Source organism: Haladaptatus pallidirubidus, assembly GCF_020700235.1.
GTDB classification, from domain to species: domain Archaea; phylum Halobacteriota; class Halobacteria; order Halobacteriales; family Haladaptataceae; genus Haladaptatus; species Haladaptatus pallidirubidus.
The window spans coordinates 274,318-291,267 of sequence record NZ_CP085301.1 but is presented as its reverse complement, the minus strand read 5'-3'; the positions used below and the strand labels follow the sequence as shown (position 1 = coordinate 291,267).

The window sequence follows — 16,950 nt, the reverse complement described above, 5'->3', positions numbered from 1 at the left end:
ACACCGCTCCGAACGCGATATATGCCATGGACGACCATACGCGTGACCCGACGGCCGCTCCGCCGCCAGCCCATCTGACTCCGGCGGGGTGGCTCCCCGAGAAGAACCTCTGGGAACACGGCACACTCCGTCAGGCGGTGATTCACGGCGTTCGCCTGTTCAACTCCGGAGAGTTCCACGAGAGCCACGACTGCTTCGAGGACGAGTGGTACAACTACGGGAGCGGGAGCACGGAGAGCGCGTTCTTACACGGAATGGTGCAGGTTGCGGCGGGCGCGTACAAACACTTCGATTTCGAGGATGACGACGGAATGCGTTCGCTCTTTCGAACCGCGCTCCAGTACCTCCACGGGGTACCGCGAGATTTCTACGGTGTGAACGTGACCGACGTTCGGATGAAGATGACGAACGCGCTGTCCGATCCGACGGTGCTTCACGGATGGAACATTCCGCTCGATAGCAAACTTCCGACGGCGCGCGAAGAAGATTTTAGATACGCGGAATCGCTAGAGTAGACCACGCAACGCGCGGCAAAATACTGTCGTAGGTTCGGAGAATCCGGAGTTCGGCCACTATTTTATAATACACAGAAATCAACGGCCCGTGCCGATATATCACATAATTGATCTACTCGGGAGCGAATCGGATGGGGATGACGAGTCCGACAACTGGGACAGCGGCGAGTCCGACCAGTCGGACGAGTAGGACGACTGTAAAGGGAAGTGGGCGACAGCGACGTCGGAATGCAACTGGAACGACGGCGACGCAGACATCGACGGCGCACAAGCGCCGTCCGTGAACCGCTCGGCAGAATCGGTCAGCCGATCGTGTCACGTTTTTTTCCGAGCGCGCGAGTGTAAAGTGCTTTCAGGCTTCGCTACCTGCCTCCGTTAAATGCGAATCGAGCAGTTAGGTGACGGAACGCCGGAAGTCGCTGTCGTCGCCGGAATCCACGGCGACGAACCGTGCGGCCCGCGCGCTGTCGAGCGATTGTTGACGGAAAATCCGGACGTGGAGCGACCGGTAAAGCTAGTTATCGTGAACGAACGCGCGCTGGAGCGCGGCGTTCGGTACATCAACGAAGATATGAACCGCGTGTTCCCGGGTGACCCGGACGCGGAGAATTACGAACGACGATTGGCCCACGAACTGCTGGGCGAACTACGCGACTGTACCGTTCTCTCGTTGCACTCCACGCAGTCCTACGCGCGCCCGTTCGCGCTCGTGGACAAGGTGAACGCCGTCGCGCGATCCATCTGTCTGTATCTCTCCATCTCCGAGTTGGTCGAAACCGACCGCTTCACGAAAGGGAAACTCATCTCGCACCCGCACACGCTCGAAGTCGAATGCGGGTTACAGGGTACGGATGAGGCCGCGGAAAACGCCTACGACCTGATTCGCGGTTTCCTCGCCGGAACCGGCGCGCTTCCCTTGCCGGAGGGGAAAAACCCGGTCGAGGCGGGCGAACGCGACGAAGTCACGGTGTACCGAATGGACCAGCCGGTGCTCAAAAACGGCGGGTCGGAGTTCGAAGTGCTGGTCGATAACTTCGCGCCGGTCGAAGAAGGTGAACGATTCGCCACGACGGGCGAGGAACAGTTGGTCGCGGAGGAGTCGTTCATCCCGGTGTTGATGTCGGCGTACGGTTACGAGGACATTTTCGGATACACTGCGGAACAAGTCGGCGTTCTCGGCAACTGATTATTCCTTTTTGTTTGCGAACTCGACTAGCGTCAGGTCGCGGTCTAACATGCAGTAGTCGTGGGGCGGGTCACCGACGATTTTAGCGATTTGGTACTCCTCGTCGAACTCGACCCCGACGGGTTCGCAGAACTCGTGGCTCGGACATTCGACGTGCGGACACGGCCCTTCGAGTTTCGACTTGCTTCCGGCGTAAGCGTTCCTCGCGGAGACGTTGGCCCGGGTGGTTGCGGGTTCGACTTCGACCGCGGTGACACCGTCGTCGTGGACGCCGCAGGGGAGCGTCTGTGCGCCCGTACGGACGTCGGTAACCTCGTATTTAACGCCTTCCGTGAGATTGAGACACTGGTTTCTGTACGGACAGCCTTCGCAGGCGCTCGCTTCGCCGTGATAGACGAACTCCTGTCCGGGTTCGGCGAGTCGGGTTCCGATGAGAGTAATGGTGGACATGAGTGAGCGTAGGCAGGGGGATCGGTTAAGCCCCTCGCCCCGTCAGTTTGTCACTCCTCGTCCTGTCAACTCGTCTAGTTCGTCGAGGTACTCCTCACGGGGAATCTGATAGGCATCCCGATACGCTATTTCGCCGCGGTCGAACTCGCCGGCGAGTTCGACCGCGGCTTCGAGCGCTTCTTCCCGAGTCGAAAACCGCGGCGTCCGCGGAAGCGAAACGTCCGGTTCGAGATAAAATTCGAAGTACCACGAATCGGTCGTGCGGCGTTCCTGTGCGGGACGGTTCGGCGTTCCTTGCGTGACGTAAATCGTGGGAAGACACGCGGGCGGGAACTGCTTCGTGTCGAACACGTCCGGACGAAAGGCGAGGATACACCGACCGTTGGGTTCGTCGTTCCAGACGACCCACGACTCCGGAAGGGATTCGAGCGACATATCGGGTGGTTGGTGACGGACGAGCGTAAGGCTTCTCAGTCCAGGATAGATATCGGGACATATAAAAGGAGATTAAATGATATATTTGTGAAACGGACGATTTCGACTTTGTAGGGGCTGTAGAGTGCATAATTGGTTCTTTAGATTCGTTAATCCAAATCAAAAGAATCTTGTCTATGGGCAACAGTTATATATTCCCTCGTCCTATCTATTAAACAGTATCGGGTGGTAGTTGCCCACACGATGCACGGTCTCAAATCACACACCTCTCACGACGAGATGAGATGGCGACGCCGACTGGTTCATAGAGGTGGTGGATGGCACGCACATGATTACCCGACAGAGGCAGCAGTCTCGCCGGGCGCGCTCGTCGTTGCCCGATTCGCCCCATGTGAGAGCCATCTGGGTGTTTCGACCGACACTACTTTGTGAGTGTGTGCCGACTACGTATTTCCCGCCGGTATCGGGCCGCCCGGTCGGTTTCTCTCACTTCCCCGGTCCATCTCATAGCCCCAAACAATGCGTGATACAATGAAAGGTGACATGGAAACGCTGGACGACCTCAGCCGAAGCTACCAGGAATCGATGCCGGAAGACCTCCGTGAAACGAAATCGTTCGACTGGTACCTAAAAGAGGTGTACGAGCATCCGAAAATCGCTCGAAACGCCCACCAGCGAGTCGCCGATATGTTCGATTACTACGGCACGGAGTACGACGAAGACTCCGGCGTCGTCGAGTACCGACTCGCGTCCGAAGACCCCCTCCACGACGGGGAGAACACGTTCTACGGACGCGAGATTCACCGCGCGATGCACGAGTTCGTGAACAAGGTGAAAAGCGGTGCCCGCGGACTGGGTCCGGAAAAACGAATCAAACTGCTGTTGGGTCCGGTCGGGTCGGGTAAATCCGACTTCGACCGCCAGGTTCGCAAATATTTCGAGGACTACACGCTCCGCGACGAAGGGCGATTGTACACCTTCCGGTGGACGAACCTCTGCGACGTTATCGTCGACCAAGATCCGGCGGACGACGTGGTTCGTTCCCCGATGAACCAAGACCCGCTCGTCCTGCTTCCGTACGAACAGCGTCAGACAGTCATTGACGACATCAACGAAGAGTTGGACGCGCCGTACACCATCAAAAACGAACAGGCCCTAGACCCGGCCAGTGAGTTCTACATGGACGAACTGCTCGCGTACTACGACGACGACATCAAGCAGGTACTCGAAAACCACGTCGAAATCATCCGCCTCGTCGCCGACGAGAACAAGCGACAGGCTGTCGAAACGTTCGAGCCGAAGGACAAGAAAAATCAGGACGAGACCGAACTCACGGGCGACGTCAACTACTCGAAAATCGCCATATACGGTGAGAGCGACCCGCGGGCGTTCGACTACTCCGGCGCGTTCTGTAACGCGAATCGCGGCATCTTCAGCGGCGAGGAACTGCTCAAACTTCAGCGGGAGTTCCTCTACGACTTCCTGCACGCGACGCAGGAACAGACGATTAAGCCGAAGAACAACCCGCGTATCGACATCGACCAAGTCATCGTGGGGAGGACGAACATGCCCGAGTACCGGGACAAAAAGGGCGACGAGAAGATGGAGGCGTTCAATGACCGGACGAAACGCATCGACTTCCCGTACGTCCTCGAATACGAGTCGGAAGCCGACATCTACCGGAAGATGCTCCGAAACGCGGACGTGCCGGACGTGCACATCGAACCGCACACCCTCGAAATGGCGGGTCTCTTCGGCGTGCTGACGCGCATCGAGGAACCCGACACGGAGATGGTCGACCTGCTTCAGAAGGCGAAAACCTACAACGGCGAAACCGAGGACAGCGACGACATCGACGTGAAGAAACTCCGCGAGGAGGCGGAGGAGAAGGCCGACATCGGCGAGGGGATGGAAGGCGTTTCAGCTCGGTTCATTGGCGACGAAATCGCCGAGGCAATCATGAACTCCACCCACCGAAGCCGCGGCTTCCTTAGTCCGCTGTCGGTGTTCAACCACTTCGAGGAGAACCTGGAGAATCACGGTTCGATTCCGGAGGAGAACTTCGAAACGTACTACCGCTACCTCGAATCGGTTCGCGGTGAATACCGCGAACGCGCCATCGAGGACGTGCGCCACGCGCTCGCCTACGACATCGACGAAATTCAGCGACAGGGCGAGAAGTACATGGACCACGTCATGGCCTACATCGACAACGCCACCGTCGAGGACGAGTTGACTGGACGCGAACAGGAACCGGACGAGAGCTTCCTCCGCGCCGTCGAGGAGAAACTGGAAGTCCCCCGCGACCGGAAGGACGACTTCCGGCAGGAAGTGTCGAACTGGGTCTCGCGACGCGCCCGCGAAGGGTCGCCGTTCAACCCGCAGGACAACGAGCGCCTGCGCCGGGCCTTGGAGCGCAAACTCTGGGAGGACAAGAAACACAACATCAACTTCTCGGCGTTGGTGTCGGCCAATGAAATGGACAACGACGAACAGAACGCGTGGGTAGACGCGCTGATTGAACAGGGCTACTCGCGCGAGGGCGCGAAGGAGGTGCTCGAATTCGCCGGGGCGGAGGTCGCCCGCGCGGAAATGGAGGAGTAACACAGTGTCCGAAGGAAGCGACTACATCGCGAATGCCGACCACGAACTCCGGGAGACCTACGAGGAGCCGATGAGCCTCGCGGAGTACGTGGATTCGGCGTTCGAGAACCCGACGACCGCCTCGCACGCGAGCAAGTATCTGCTGGAAGCCATTGAGTCGATGGGAACCCGGACGGTCATCGAGGAGGGCGACGAAAAGGAGCGCTACCGGTTTTTCGACGACCCGCACAACGACGGCGAACACGCCATCCTCGGCAACACGGAGGTGTTGAACGCCTTCGTGGACGACCTGCGCTCGATTGCCGCCCGCCGCGGGAAAGAGGAAAAGATTATCTGGTTCGCCGGGCCGACGGCGACCGGAAAATCCGAACTCAAACGCTGTCTGGTCAACGGCCTGCGCGAGTACTCGAAAACGCCCGAAGGTCGGCGCTACACCATCGAATGGAACATCGCCACCGCGACGGAATCGCCAGGACTCAGCTACGGCGACGACGTGACGGCGACGAGCGAGGAGAACTGGTACGCAAGTCCCGTTCAGTCGCACCCCCTGCTCGTTTTCCCGCCGCCGGTGCGCGAGGAACTACTCTCGCAACTGAACGGTAATCTCGACGACCACATCGACGTGCTCGTCGAGGGGAAACTCGACCCGTTCAGTCGGGAGGCGTACAACTATCTGGAGGAGCAGTACCGACGCAACGGCGAGGAAGAGCTGTTTTCGGCAATCACCGACCCGGCGCACCTCAGGGTGAAAAACTACGTCGTGGATATTGGCGACGGCATCGGCGTCCTCCACTCGGAGGATAGCGGTAGGCCGAAACAACGACTCGTCGGCAGTTGGATGCAAGGGATGTTACAGGAACTGGACTCCCGCGGGCGCAAGAACCCGCAGGCGTTCAGCTACGACGGCGTCCTCTCGCAGGGTAACGGCCTGTTGACCATCGTGGAGGACGCGGCCCAGCACGCGGACTTGCTCCAGAAATTGCTCAACGTGCCGGACGAAAAATCGGTGAAACTGGACAAGGGAATTCAGATGGACATCGACACGCAGTTGGTCATCATCTCGAATCCCGACCTTGAAGCCCAGTTGAATCAGCACGCGGACGCGGGCGGGGCCGACCCCCTGCGCGCGCTGAAGCGCCGACTCGACCGGCGCGAGTTCGGCTATCTGACCAATCTCAGTCTGGAAGCCGAACTCATCCGACGCGAACTCACGAACGAGACGCCGGTGTGGCAGGCCGACGTGTACGACGAACTCGAAGCGTGGATTCGGGAACCGATTTCGGTTCGCGTTCGTGACGGCGATGACGTCGGAAAGCGGGAGATCTCGCCGCACGCCATCGAAGCCGCCGCGCTCTACAGCGTGGTTTCGCGCCTCGATGGAAGCGACCTTCCCGCCGGACTCGACCTCGTGGACAAAGCGGTGTTATTCGACCGGGGCTACCTGCTGGACGGCGACGAGCGAATCGACAAGGACGACTTCGACTTCGACGACGACGCGGCGGACGGCTCAGGCGGCATTCCGGTCACCTACACGCGGGACGTTATCGCCGGACTGCTCAACGAAGTCCGCGACCGCCATCATCCCGACTACCCCGTCGAACAGGTCATCATGCCGCGGGACATCCTGAACGCGATGGCTGAAGGAGTCGGGGACGCCCCCGTGTTCTCGACGGCCGAGCGCACCGAGTACGAGAACCGACTCGTGCCGGTGAAAAACTACATCTTCCAGCAACAAGAGAGCGACGTGCTGGACGCCATCATGCGCGACCGCCGGGTGGACGAGGAGACGGTCGCCGAGTACATCGAACACGTTTACGCGTGGGCGACCGGCGAGGAGGTCGAGAACGACCGCGGCGAGCGCATCGAACCCGACGCGCTCAAGATGAAGGTGTTCGAGACGGAACATCTCGGTCGATTCGGGCCGGACGCTTACGAAGCCGACCACCAACCCGGCCCCGCGGTGGCCGAGTTCCGCCGGAACAAGGTTATCACCGCGCTGAACCGCCACGCGTGGGAGAGCCGAAACGAGGAGTTCGAGGTGAGCGACATCGACCCGAAGGAGGTGCCGATAATCAAGACGGTACTCGCGAGCAACGACTGGGAGGACGTGCGACGGGTGTACGAGGACTTCAACCCGAGCCAGTGGGAGAACCCGCCGACGAACACCGAGACGGCCGAAGTAAAAGCGGAGACGATACGGAACCTACAGGAGTTGTTCGGCTACTCTGCAGCCTCCGCGGAACTGACCAGTCAACACGTCATGAACCAGGTGAGCTACAAATGGGATTGAGAGACGATCTCGAACGGTACCGTGAAGTCGGCGAGGAGCGCAGAGAGGACCTCGCGGAGTTCATCCAGTACGGCGACCTCGGGAAGAGTCTCCCCGACGAGATTCATATTCCCATCAAAATCGTCGATTTGCCGGAGTTCCGCTACGACCAACGGGACAGAGGCGGCGTCGGACAGGGCGACCCGGACGTGGGCGACCCGGTCGGCCAGCCACAGCCACAACCCGGCGACGACGGCGAGGAGGGCGACCCCGGCGACGAATCGGGCGACCACGACTACTACGAGATGGACCCCGAGGAGTTCGCCCAAGAGCTGGACGACGAACTCGGTCTCGAACTCGAACCGAAAGGAAAAGAGGTTATCGAGGAAACCGAGGGTGATTTCACCGACGTGACCAAAACCGGTCCCGACAGCACGCTCGACTTCGAGCGTATGTTCAAAGAGGGGTTGAAGCGCAAGCTGGCGATGGACTTCGACCCGAACTACGTCCGCGAGGCGATGGGCGTCGAGGGCTGGGGCCCGGACGAGGTGTTCCGGTGGGCGCGCGAAAAGAGCCTCACCGTATCGAAGCGCTGGGTGGAAGAGAACTACGACGCGCTCTCCGTGGACGAGCGAACCAAGTGGGAGAGCATCGAGGAGATGGAAGATCGGGTGACGCCGATGAGTACGGCCCAGAAGATTCGGGAGGAGGGCATCCGCCACGTTCCGTTCCGGCGCGAGGACGAACGCTACCGCTACCCCGAAATCATCGAGGAGCGAGAAAAGAACGTCGTCGTCGTCAACATCCGCGACGTGTCCGGGTCGATGCGCGAGAAGAAGCGCGAGCTGGTCGAGAGAACCTTCACGCCGCTCGACTGGTATCTCACGGGTAAGTACGACAACGCCGAGTTCGTCTACATCGCCCACGACGCGGAGGCGTGGCGGGTCGAACGGAACGAGTTCTTCGGCATTCGCTCGGGCGGCGGAACGAAAATCTCGTCCGCCTACGAACTCGCCGCCGCGATTCTCGAAGAGGAGTTTCCGTGGGCGGACTGGAACCGCTACGTGTTCGCGGCGGGCGACAGCGAAAACAGCCGAAACGATACCGAGGAGAACGTCGTCCCGATGATGGAGACGATTCCGGCGAACCTCCACGCCTACGTGGAAACGCAACCGGAAGGCAAGGCCATCAACGCGACCCACGCGGAGGAGGTAGAACGCTACTTCGCCGAGGCGGACAACGTCGCGGTCAGCTACGTCAACGGCCCGGAGGACGTGACGAAGGCGATTTACGAAATTCTGAGCACGGAGGCAGAATGAACGAACGAACCGAAACCAAGCGCGAGGCGGAACGAGTACAAGAACCGGTCGTTGAAGCGCGAAAACTCGCCAAGAAACTCGGTCTCGACCCCTATCCCGTCAAGTACTGGATAATCGACTACGACGAGATGAACGAACTCATCGCCTACGACGGGTTTCAGGAGCGATACCCGCACTGGCGATGGGGAATGAAGTACGACCGCCAGCAAAAGCAAGGCCAGTACGCGGGCGGCAAGGCGTTCGAAATCGTCATCAACGACGACCCGGCACACGCCTTCTTGCAGGAGTCGAACAGCCTCGCCGACCAGAAGGCGGTCATCACGCACGTCGAAGCCCACTCGGATTTCTTCGCCAACAACCGCTGGTATCGCATGTTCGCCGACGAACTCGACGCGGCAGCCCTTCTCGAACGTCACGCCGGCCGCGTTCGGTCCATCATGGCCGACCCGGAAATCGACCGAGAGGCGGTCGAAAAGTGGATAGACAACGTGCTCTGTCTACAGGACAACATCGACCAGCACCAAGCGTTCAAAAACCAGCACCGGGTTCGAGAAGAAGACAACGCCGAAACAGACGAAATCTCAGACCAACTCGCGGACATGAACCTCAGCGACGAAGTTCGGGAGGAGGTATTCGACGAGGAATGGCTGGAAGCACAGCGCGAGAAACAGGCCGGGAAACTCGAAGAACCGGAAAAAGACCTGCTCGCGTTCTTCCGCGACCACGGACGCGCCTACGATCCAGAGGAGGGCAAAGCCGTCGAGATGGAAGATTGGCAGAAGGAAGTCCTCGAAATGCTCAGAACCGAGTCGTACTACTTCGCCGCCCAGAAGACGACGAAGGTGATGAATGAGGGTTGGGCCGCCTACTGGGAGTCGCTGATGATGGGCGAAGAATCCTTCGCGGGGACGGACGAGTTCATCGAGTACGCGGACCACCAAGCACGCGTCCTCGGGTCGCCGGGACTCAATCCGTACAAACTCGGCAAGCAGTTGTGGGAGTACATCGAGAACACCGAAAATCGGCGGGAAGTGGTGCGAAAACTCCTGCGCGTGAAAGGCATCACGTGGCGAAACTTCCACGAGGTCGTGGACTTCGACGAGGTGAACGAACTGCTCGAACCGCGTCCGGCGCTCGAAGCGGTGAACTCGGAGACGCTTTCCGACCTCGAATCGCTTCCATCCGAAAAAATCGATTCGGACGGGTTGGAGAGGGCGAAAGCGGGCGAAATCGACGTTGACCGCCATCCGTGGAAAGTGCTTTCCTACGAGGGACTCGCGGAGCGACATTTCTCGCTCAACAAACTCCAGAACCGCGGCTTCCTGGAATCCATCGGACAGCCGACCTTGGAACAGTACGCCCGCTACTTGCTGGACGACGAGCGATACGAGAGCGCCGCGGAAGCGATGGCGGACGTGGATTTCTCCGTCGGCTGGGATCGGATGTACGAGGTTCGGTCCAGCCACAACGACGTAACGTTTCTCGATGGCTTCCTGACGAAGGAGTTCGTCACCGACAACAACTACTTCACGTACGAATTCAGCCAGACGACCGGCGACTACCGCGTGACGAGTTCCGAGTACGAGGACGTGAAAAAGAAGTTGATGCTCCAGTTCACCAACTTCGGTAAGCCGACCATCGCGGTGTACGACGGCAACTACGACAACCGCAACGAACTGCTGCTAGGCCACCACTACAACGGTGTCATGCTCGACATCGGGCAGGCGACGCGAACCTTGGAACGAATATACGACCTGTGGGGTCGTCCGGTGAATCTGAAAACTATCGTGAAGGAAATCGACGAACGGGACGCCGAAATCGCCCGGCGACGTGACCGCGAACCGGAACCGGAGGAGAAAGGAAAGCTCCTGCGCTACGACGGCGAGGAGTTCGAGATGCACGACCTTCCGTGGAGCGAAGTCGAAGACATCACCGCCACGGAAGTCGATTACGACACGAAGCCGGACGAGTGGCTCGCCTGAGATTTCTTAGCCCGATTCGTACAGGCGAATCTCGCCACCGTCCACGACCACTTCGTACTTTCCGTAGTTGAATGCCGCATAGACGGACGTTTCCTCGTGCCCTGCGAGTCGTTGCAACGAGTCGATATCCACGACGTCGTAGAGAACCGGCCGAAGCTTCGTCGGATGCACATTCGAGACAGTACCGAGTGCTCGCGCCAACGTTACCACGACCGAATCCCGTGCAGTGCCATACACCGTCCAGTAGGTTTCGTTCTATTCGTCTCCGGGAGGGTTTCTCTCCGGCAGTTCATCGCCGTTCGAGATGGTCGGTTCCGTCTCGGACGCGGTTCCCTCTTGGCTTGCGATTCGGCAGTACCGAGCCAGTTCTTCGGTTTTAATCGCCGACGTGACCGTCTCTCCATCGAGTTCGACCACGCCCATTTCGACCAGTTTCGGCAGGTGGACGTGTCGAAGCGTGATGTGAACTCGCTCTCAAGTATCTCTGCTCGGCGCAGCTTCGGATTCCCACACCGCGATTCGGTCGGCGACGGCCGATACATCCGCGGTATCCGCGATTTCGGCGAGGTATCGGCAGACGAAACGTCGCCGGGGGGAGTCGAGAAGTACCGAAAGCGCCTCCGGCGAGATTGTCGGGGCGGTTTTCGGCGGTCCGTCAATAACCGTATCGAACAGCGGGCGAAACATGGCAATCGTTTCTTCGTCGTGCGCTTGGGGATGCATGTGAAAATGCGCGTCCACGTCGAATCTGCGAAGTGAGTTTGTCAGCGAGTGAACGAACCGAAAGGCGATCGTTCGATTGACGTGGCGGAGCATCGCCGTAATCGAATCGAAACAGAGCACCTGCTGTCGGTCGGTCGTCGACCACTGGTCGAGATAGAGATACATCGCAGTTTGGAGACGCCCGAGACAGTCGGGACGAACGAGTGAGACGACGTTTCGGTCGTTCTCCGTCTGTCTCGGCGACCCGTGATTTCCGACGGCGATAATACCGAACGACGACGGTTCGTCGCCGAAACGCTCGCGCCAGCGCTCGAGTAGTTCCTCGGGAGACTGCTTGTAGGAGACGAGCAGAGCATTCGTCGCGCTCGGGGGGGACGTGGACAGTCGAGAAACGCATTCGTCGTCGGTTCGGTTTCCGATAGCAGGGCTAAAAACGAGAGCGTTCTCGGGGGACGAGGTCGAATCGGCGGCGGACTTCATGACATTGGTATCGACGTTTTATTTCGTTCACACTGACGAGTAGCCATCGTCAGACAATACCAAATAGAAGCGTTCCAGAATAATAAATATATTCACTAGACAAACTGAACTGTCTAATTAAATACTCCATCTCTTAGCCTCCTTTGTCCAGTTATTAACGTCTCTGAGCGTTATGAATTGCTAGCACGATAGTGATATCTTCACACGATAGTACTGATAAAATGGTTACTTCGTTGGTTTAATGAATATCTCGCCGTCACGTTCGACGAACATGACTCTATCACCTTCTTCGAGTTCGACATCCTGCTCTTCGAGCAGTTCGCGAACATCCTTGATGAGGCTGATTCGCCACCGTTGGGCGATTTTTGTCGTCCCCAAGATTTCTTCGTCGGTCATGGGAAAGGGTTCGAAAGTGACGGTGTCATCGATTTGTGGGTATTTCACCGACATTGACAACTACGACGTCGTTTTAGCTGTTTCCTTCGTGATTTCGGTCGTAGCTCCGTGGTTGTTGATTCCAATTGTCGAATTCGCCGCCTCGAACGCAGCGGATTCGTCGTTCGGGCCGTCCCTCGGACGGTCATCCGCAACTATCCGCGGAGACGGCGTGTCGTTTTTTTCGAGGGCGAACACGAAGCGTTCGCCCTCGTGGGTTTCGTCCGGTCGGGAATCGAGTTCGAAATGGCTCAGGTTCGCTTCCGCGTACTGTCCTTTTTTGTCGGTTCGCTCCGCCGGAACCGTCCCCGAGAATACCATTCCCGCAACCGTGACCGCCAAGAGCAGTTTGGCAACGCGATTCATCGCTGTCGGAACAGCGACGAGGAGCGACTTCAACCGGGGTTATCGTTCGTGCGGTTCAGGTCCGGAGTAACCGCCGTAACCCCGATAAAACGGAAGTTGAAGTAAAAGCCGTTCCTCGTTTCCATAGAAACCGTAAAAGCGCTCGGTAGGGGATTTGAACCACGCCCAGACGTTCCGGGTCGCTACCGCTTCCCGGGCGTGCGACTGGTCTAGTTCAAATCCTCATACTCTGCGCTTTTTCTCACTTCGTTCGAAAAATGCTCGGTAGGGGATTTGAACCCCTGTCCTCGGCTCGAAAGGCCAAGATGATTGGCCGGACTACACCAACCGAGCGTGTTGCGCTTCCTGCGCACTCTTTGCTTTCTGCCGTACTAGTTTAAGCCTTGCGTTATCGACCGACAGCGGCAGTGTTTCCCGGGGGAGTCGGTGGCACTCCGAAAGTCGATTTCGATTTCCGACCCGGATTCGATTTCGCTTACTTCCCTTCGAACTTGGGGTCTCGCTTGCTCATGAACGCCGTGATGCCTTCCATCAGGTCATCCGTGCTCATGAGGTGGCCGAACGCTTGCGCCTCGATTTCGAGGCCCGCGTCGGTGCTCTCCCAGCCCTTGAGCATGGCGCGCTTCGTGTACTCCTGTGCGATTGGCGGGCCGCCCGCGAGTTTGCTGGCGAGTTCGAACGCCTTATCTTCGAACTCGTCGTTCGAAACGACTTCGTTCACGAAGCCGTAGTCCGCCATCGTTTCCGGGTCGAAGCGGTCTGCGGTGAAGATAATCTCCTTCGCCCGACCCTCGCCGACGATGTGCTGGAGGCGTTGGGTGCCGCCCCAGCCGGGAAGCAGGCCGAGGTCGTGTTCGGGTTGCCCGAGTTCCGACCGCTCGCTGGCGATTCGGAGGTCGGCGCAGGTTGCGAGCTCCATCCCGCCGCCGAGACAGTAGCCGTCGATTCCGGCGACGACCGGCATCGGGCAGGATTCGAGTTTTCCGAACGTCTCCTGACCCTTGCGCGAGAGATCGATAGCCTGAATCGGGTCCGCTCCGCCTGTGGCCATGCTCTGTACGTCGGCCCCGGCGGAGAACGCCTCGTCACCCTCGCCGGTGAGGAGAATCGTGCGAACCTCGTCGTCTTCGACGACTTCGTCGATCGCAACCGAAAGCTCATCGAGCAGTTGCGCGCTAATGGTGTTCATCCGGTGCGGTCGGTCGATGACGATGTTGCCGACCATGTCGCCGGGTTTTTCAATGCGGACGGTTTCGAATTCGATGCCGTCCTCGTCGCTCCGCTCGTAGAATCCGTCTTCGGCGCGCTCTCGGAGGTACTCCGCCGGTTCGTAGCGTTCCGCACCCGTCTCCTCGCGGAGGTCTTCCAAGGTTTCGAGCAGTACGTCGAGTCCCGCGTCGTCGGCCATTCGCGCCGGCCCTTCGGGGAAGCCAGCGCCGAGCATGACCGCCTCGTCGATTTCGTCTGCTGGCGCGACGTCGTTGCCGACGAGCTTCGCCACTTCGTTGGCCATCACGGCCTGCAGTCGGTGGACGACCGCCTCGCTCCCGGCGTCGGTCGGCACGTCCACGCCGCCGTTTTCGTAGTCGTAGAAACCCTCGCCGGTTTTCTTGCCGAGGTTGCCCTCCTCGACCTTTTCGGCGAGAAGCGGGCACGGTTCGTAGGCGTCGCCGAGTACTTCGTGCATGTATTCGAGGACGTGATACCCCACGTCGATGCCGACTTGATCCGCGAGTTCGAAGCTTCCCATCGGCAGGCCGATGTCGAACTTCGTCGCGCTATCGACTTCTTCGACGGTTGCGTCCCCGGATTCGACTATCCACGCCGCCTCGTTCATCAGGGGGACGAGGACGCGATTAACGATGAAGCCGGGGCTGTCTTTGCGAACGCGAACGGGTGTTTTGCCCATCTCCTCGGCCAACTCCTCGGTCACGTCGAGAACGCTGTCGTCCGTGTGCGCGCCCGTGATGACCTCGACCAACTGCATCCGAACCGGCGGATTGAAAAAGTGCATTCCGCAGAACTGTTCAGGCCGGTTCGTCACCTCCGAGAGTTCGGTAATCGAGAGGCTGGATGTGTTCGTGGCGAAGATGGCGTGGTCGGGTGCGTGCTCTTCCATCTCGGAGTACACGTCCTTTTTGATATCCATCTTCTCCGGAACGGCTTCGATGACGAAGTCCGCGTCCGAAACTGCCTCCTCGAAATCGACGAGCGGTGTGATGCGCTCCAGCGCGGCGTCGGCCTCCGCCTCGCTGAGCTGGTCTTTCTCGGCGAGTTTGCCGAGACTCCACTCGATTTGGTCGTAGCCGTTCTGGACGAACTCCTCTTTGATGTCGCGCAGGTTCACGTCGTACCCCGCAAGTGCGGCGACTTCCGCAATTCCGTGGCCCATGTTCCCGGCACCGAGAACCGTGATACTGTTGATATCTTCCAACTCCATGCATAAACCCTCTACATGAGGGTGTTTTAACGTTTCTCTCCCCGATCTAATAAACTGTGAATGAGTTTATATCCGGTTACAAAACGATTTATCCGTGGCCCCGTAACTCGTTGGCATGGACTTCGAACTGACAAAAGAACAGCAAGCGATTCGAGACGAAGTGCGCCGATTCGCGGAGAACGAGGTCGCTCCGATTGCCAAGGAGTACGACCAGAAGGAAGAGTACCCGTGGGAAATCATCGACAAGGCCGCCGAGATGGGGCTGACCGGCGCGAACATCCCAATCGAGTACGGTGGCGCGGGCTACTCGCCGCTCGAAGTCGCTATCATCGTAGAAGAACTGTTCGCCGTCGACGCAGGTATCGGTCTCTGTATCACGAGCACCGCGTTCGGTGGCGACGCCATCCGCGAGTTCGGGACGGAAGAGCAGAAAAACGAGTACCTGACGCCGGTCGCGGAGGGTGAGGCCGTCATGGGTACCGCCATCAGCGAACCCGACACCGGTTCCGACGTTTCGTCCGTCTCCACGACCGCCGAGAAAGACGGCGACGAATGGGTCGTAAACGGCAATAAGATGTGGATTACGAACGGCACCGTCGGCGACTTCTTCGTCGTGATGTGCAAGACCGACCCGGAGGCGGAAGACCGCTACTCCGGCTTTTCCCAAATCATCGTGGAGTCCGACCGCGACGGCTTCGAGGCCGACAAGATTACGGGCAAACTCGGCATCCGCGCGAGCGACACCGCCGAGCTCATCTTCGACGACGTGCGCGTTCCCGAGGAGAATCTCGTCGGCACGCGCGGGATGGGATTCCTCCAACTCATGCAGTTCTTCGACGAAACCCGCACCGCAGTCGCGGCGCAGGGCGTCGGTATCGCCAAAGGTGCCTGCGAGCAGGCGCTCGAATACGCCCAGGAGCGCGAACAGTTCGGTCGCTCTATCAGCGAATTTCAAGCGATTCAGCACAAACTCGCCGACATGCACACGAAAACCGAAGCGGCGCGAAATCTCACGTACAAGTCTGCGTGGAGTGTGGCGAACGAGGACGGCCAACTCACGCAACTCGCGTCGATGGCGAAGGAGTTTTCCTCCCGCATCGCAGTCGAATGTGCCGACGAAGCAGTGCAGATTCACGGCGGTTCGGGCTACGTCAACGATTTCGACGCGGAGCGGTTTTACCGCGACGCAAAGATTACGCAGATTTACGAGGGAACGACGGAAATTCAGAAGAACATCATCGCGCGCGAACTCCTCGGGAAAGGGTTTTAGCGCCGCCGATGACTACCTAAGTGCTTAGGCGTTGCCCTTTTTGTGGTATGTGACAACTAGTCGAACGATGAGCTCTGACTCGACAGACCTGCCGGACACTGGCACGAACCGCATTGGGTCAGATGACCTTGATGACCTGATGGAACTGCTCGCGGATCACCGACGTCGGTACGCGCTATACTATCTTCGGAAGCAAAAATCCGCGGTCGAAATGGACGAACTCGCCAGCCGAATCGCGGAGTGGGACTCGAGCGCGGGCGATAGGGAGCGCATCCTGACCGAGCTACGGCACAAGCATCTGCCGAAGATGGAGGAAACCGGCATTATCGAACGAAACGGCGACAAAGTTCAGCGTGACGACGCGAACGGCCCTATCGACCGGTATCTCGATCTCGCTTGCGAAATCGAAGGACTGCCGTAGTTTTTTTGTGTGCTGTTTGCGGTCGCTGCTACCATTTTAGCTCCGAGAGTTTCGG

At 58.9% G+C, this 16,950-nt stretch carries 17 protein-coding genes and 1 tRNA gene; 8 read left to right on the top strand and 10 right to left on the bottom strand.

The features are described from left to right. The first annotated feature begins 26 nt into the window (after positions 1 to 26). A complete protein-coding gene (locus LIX15_RS01650) occupies positions 27 to 515 on the top strand; it encodes a DUF309 domain-containing protein (RefSeq protein WP_227775775.1) in 489 nt (162 codons plus the stop codon). Between the two features lie 112 nt (positions 516 to 627). On the opposite strand, the gene LIX15_RS01645 is transcribed toward LIX15_RS01650, so the two are convergent. Next, positions 628 to 834, bottom strand: a complete 207-nt coding sequence (locus tag LIX15_RS01645) for a hypothetical protein (protein ID WP_227775774.1) — start codon at positions 832 to 834, stop codon at positions 628 to 630. Positions 835 to 894: 60 nt separating this feature from the next. Between LIX15_RS01645 and LIX15_RS01640 the strand changes: the two genes are divergently transcribed. After that, positions 895 to 1,701 carry a M99 family carboxypeptidase catalytic domain-containing protein gene (locus tag LIX15_RS01640; RefSeq protein WP_227775773.1) on the top strand — a complete coding sequence of 269 codons (807 nt, stop codon included), beginning with the start codon at positions 895 to 897 and terminating at the stop codon, positions 1,699 to 1,701. Here the strand turns inward: LIX15_RS01640 and LIX15_RS01635 are convergent, their stop codons facing one another. Beyond that, a complete protein-coding gene (locus tag LIX15_RS01635) occupies positions 1,702 to 2,151 on the bottom strand; it encodes a UPF0179 family protein (protein WP_227775772.1) in 450 nt (149 codons plus the stop codon). Positions 2,152 to 2,193: 42 nt separating this feature from the next. After that, on the bottom strand, positions 2,194 to 2,586 hold the full coding sequence (locus tag LIX15_RS01630; RefSeq protein WP_227775771.1) for a DUF5820 family protein: 393 nt from the start codon (positions 2,584 to 2,586) through the stop codon (positions 2,194 to 2,196). Positions 2,587 to 3,117: 531 nt separating this feature from the next. On the opposite strand from LIX15_RS01630, the gene LIX15_RS01625 reads away from it, so the two are divergent. From LIX15_RS01625 to LIX15_RS01610, 4 genes are read left to right on the top strand one after another with little or no spacing between them, the layout of a single operon-like run. Then, positions 3,118 to 5,190: a PrkA family serine protein kinase gene (locus tag LIX15_RS01625; protein ID WP_227775770.1), complete on the top strand. Its 2,073-nt coding sequence runs from the start codon at positions 3,118 to 3,120 to the stop codon at positions 5,188 to 5,190. Positions 5,191 to 5,194: 4 nt separating this feature from the next. Beyond that, positions 5,195 to 7,480: a PrkA family serine protein kinase gene (locus LIX15_RS01620; protein WP_227775769.1), complete on the top strand. Its 2,286-nt coding sequence runs from the start codon at positions 5,195 to 5,197 to the stop codon at positions 7,478 to 7,480. Beyond that, positions 7,471 to 8,778: a YeaH/YhbH family protein gene (locus LIX15_RS01615; RefSeq protein ID WP_227775768.1), complete on the top strand. Its 1,308-nt coding sequence runs from the start codon at positions 7,471 to 7,473 to the stop codon at positions 8,776 to 8,778. Before LIX15_RS01620 ends, LIX15_RS01615 begins: the two co-directional genes overlap by 10 nt. Next, the gene (locus LIX15_RS01610) at positions 8,775 to 10,760 is read left to right on the top strand and encodes a SpoVR family protein (protein WP_227775767.1); all 1,986 of its coding nucleotides are present in this window, start codon (positions 8,775 to 8,777) and stop codon (positions 10,758 to 10,760) included. The genes LIX15_RS01615 and LIX15_RS01610 overlap by 4 nt, the downstream gene beginning before the upstream one ends. A gap of 6 nt (positions 10,761 to 10,766) precedes the next feature. On the opposite strand, the gene LIX15_RS01605 is transcribed toward LIX15_RS01610, so the two are convergent. From LIX15_RS01605 to LIX15_RS01575, 7 genes are all read right to left on the bottom strand, one after another. After that, the gene (locus LIX15_RS01605; RefSeq protein ID WP_227775766.1) at positions 10,767 to 10,970 is read right to left on the bottom strand and encodes a HalOD1 output domain-containing protein; all 204 of its coding nucleotides are present in this window, start codon (positions 10,968 to 10,970) and stop codon (positions 10,767 to 10,769) included. A 45-nt stretch (positions 10,971 to 11,015) separates the two neighbouring features. Continuing rightward, positions 11,016 to 11,222: a hypothetical protein gene (locus LIX15_RS01600; RefSeq protein WP_425556733.1), complete on the bottom strand. Its 207-nt coding sequence runs from the start codon at positions 11,220 to 11,222 to the stop codon at positions 11,016 to 11,018. 12 nt (positions 11,223 to 11,234) lie between these two features. Next, positions 11,235 to 11,963, bottom strand: coding sequence for a DUF7504 family protein (locus tag LIX15_RS01595; protein ID WP_227775764.1), 729 nt, complete (start codon positions 11,961 to 11,963; stop codon positions 11,235 to 11,237). A gap of 225 nt (positions 11,964 to 12,188) precedes the next feature. Further along, on the bottom strand, positions 12,189 to 12,359 hold the full coding sequence (locus tag LIX15_RS01590) for a hypothetical protein (protein WP_227775763.1): 171 nt from the start codon (positions 12,357 to 12,359) through the stop codon (positions 12,189 to 12,191). Between the two features lie 60 nt (positions 12,360 to 12,419). Next, the gene (locus LIX15_RS01585; RefSeq protein WP_227775762.1) at positions 12,420 to 12,764 is read right to left on the bottom strand and encodes a hypothetical protein; all 345 of its coding nucleotides are present in this window, start codon (positions 12,762 to 12,764) and stop codon (positions 12,420 to 12,422) included. 258 nt (positions 12,765 to 13,022) lie between these two features. After that, positions 13,023 to 13,097, bottom strand: a tRNA-Glu gene (locus tag LIX15_RS01580). A gap of 142 nt (positions 13,098 to 13,239) precedes the next feature. After that, entirely contained in the window at positions 13,240 to 15,204 is a 1,965-nt protein-coding gene (locus LIX15_RS01575) for a 3-hydroxyacyl-CoA dehydrogenase/enoyl-CoA hydratase family protein (protein ID WP_227775761.1), read from the bottom strand. 115 nt (positions 15,205 to 15,319) lie between these two features. On the opposite strand from LIX15_RS01575, the gene LIX15_RS01570 reads away from it, so the two are divergent. Beyond that, complete coding sequence (locus tag LIX15_RS01570; RefSeq protein WP_227775760.1) at positions 15,320 to 16,474, top strand: acyl-CoA dehydrogenase family protein; 1,155 nt, start codon at positions 15,320 to 15,322, stop codon at positions 16,472 to 16,474. A gap of 67 nt (positions 16,475 to 16,541) precedes the next feature. After that, complete coding sequence (locus LIX15_RS01565) at positions 16,542 to 16,895, top strand: DUF7344 domain-containing protein (protein ID WP_227775759.1); 354 nt, start codon at positions 16,542 to 16,544, stop codon at positions 16,893 to 16,895. The last annotated feature ends 55 nt before the right edge of the window (positions 16,896 to 16,950 follow it).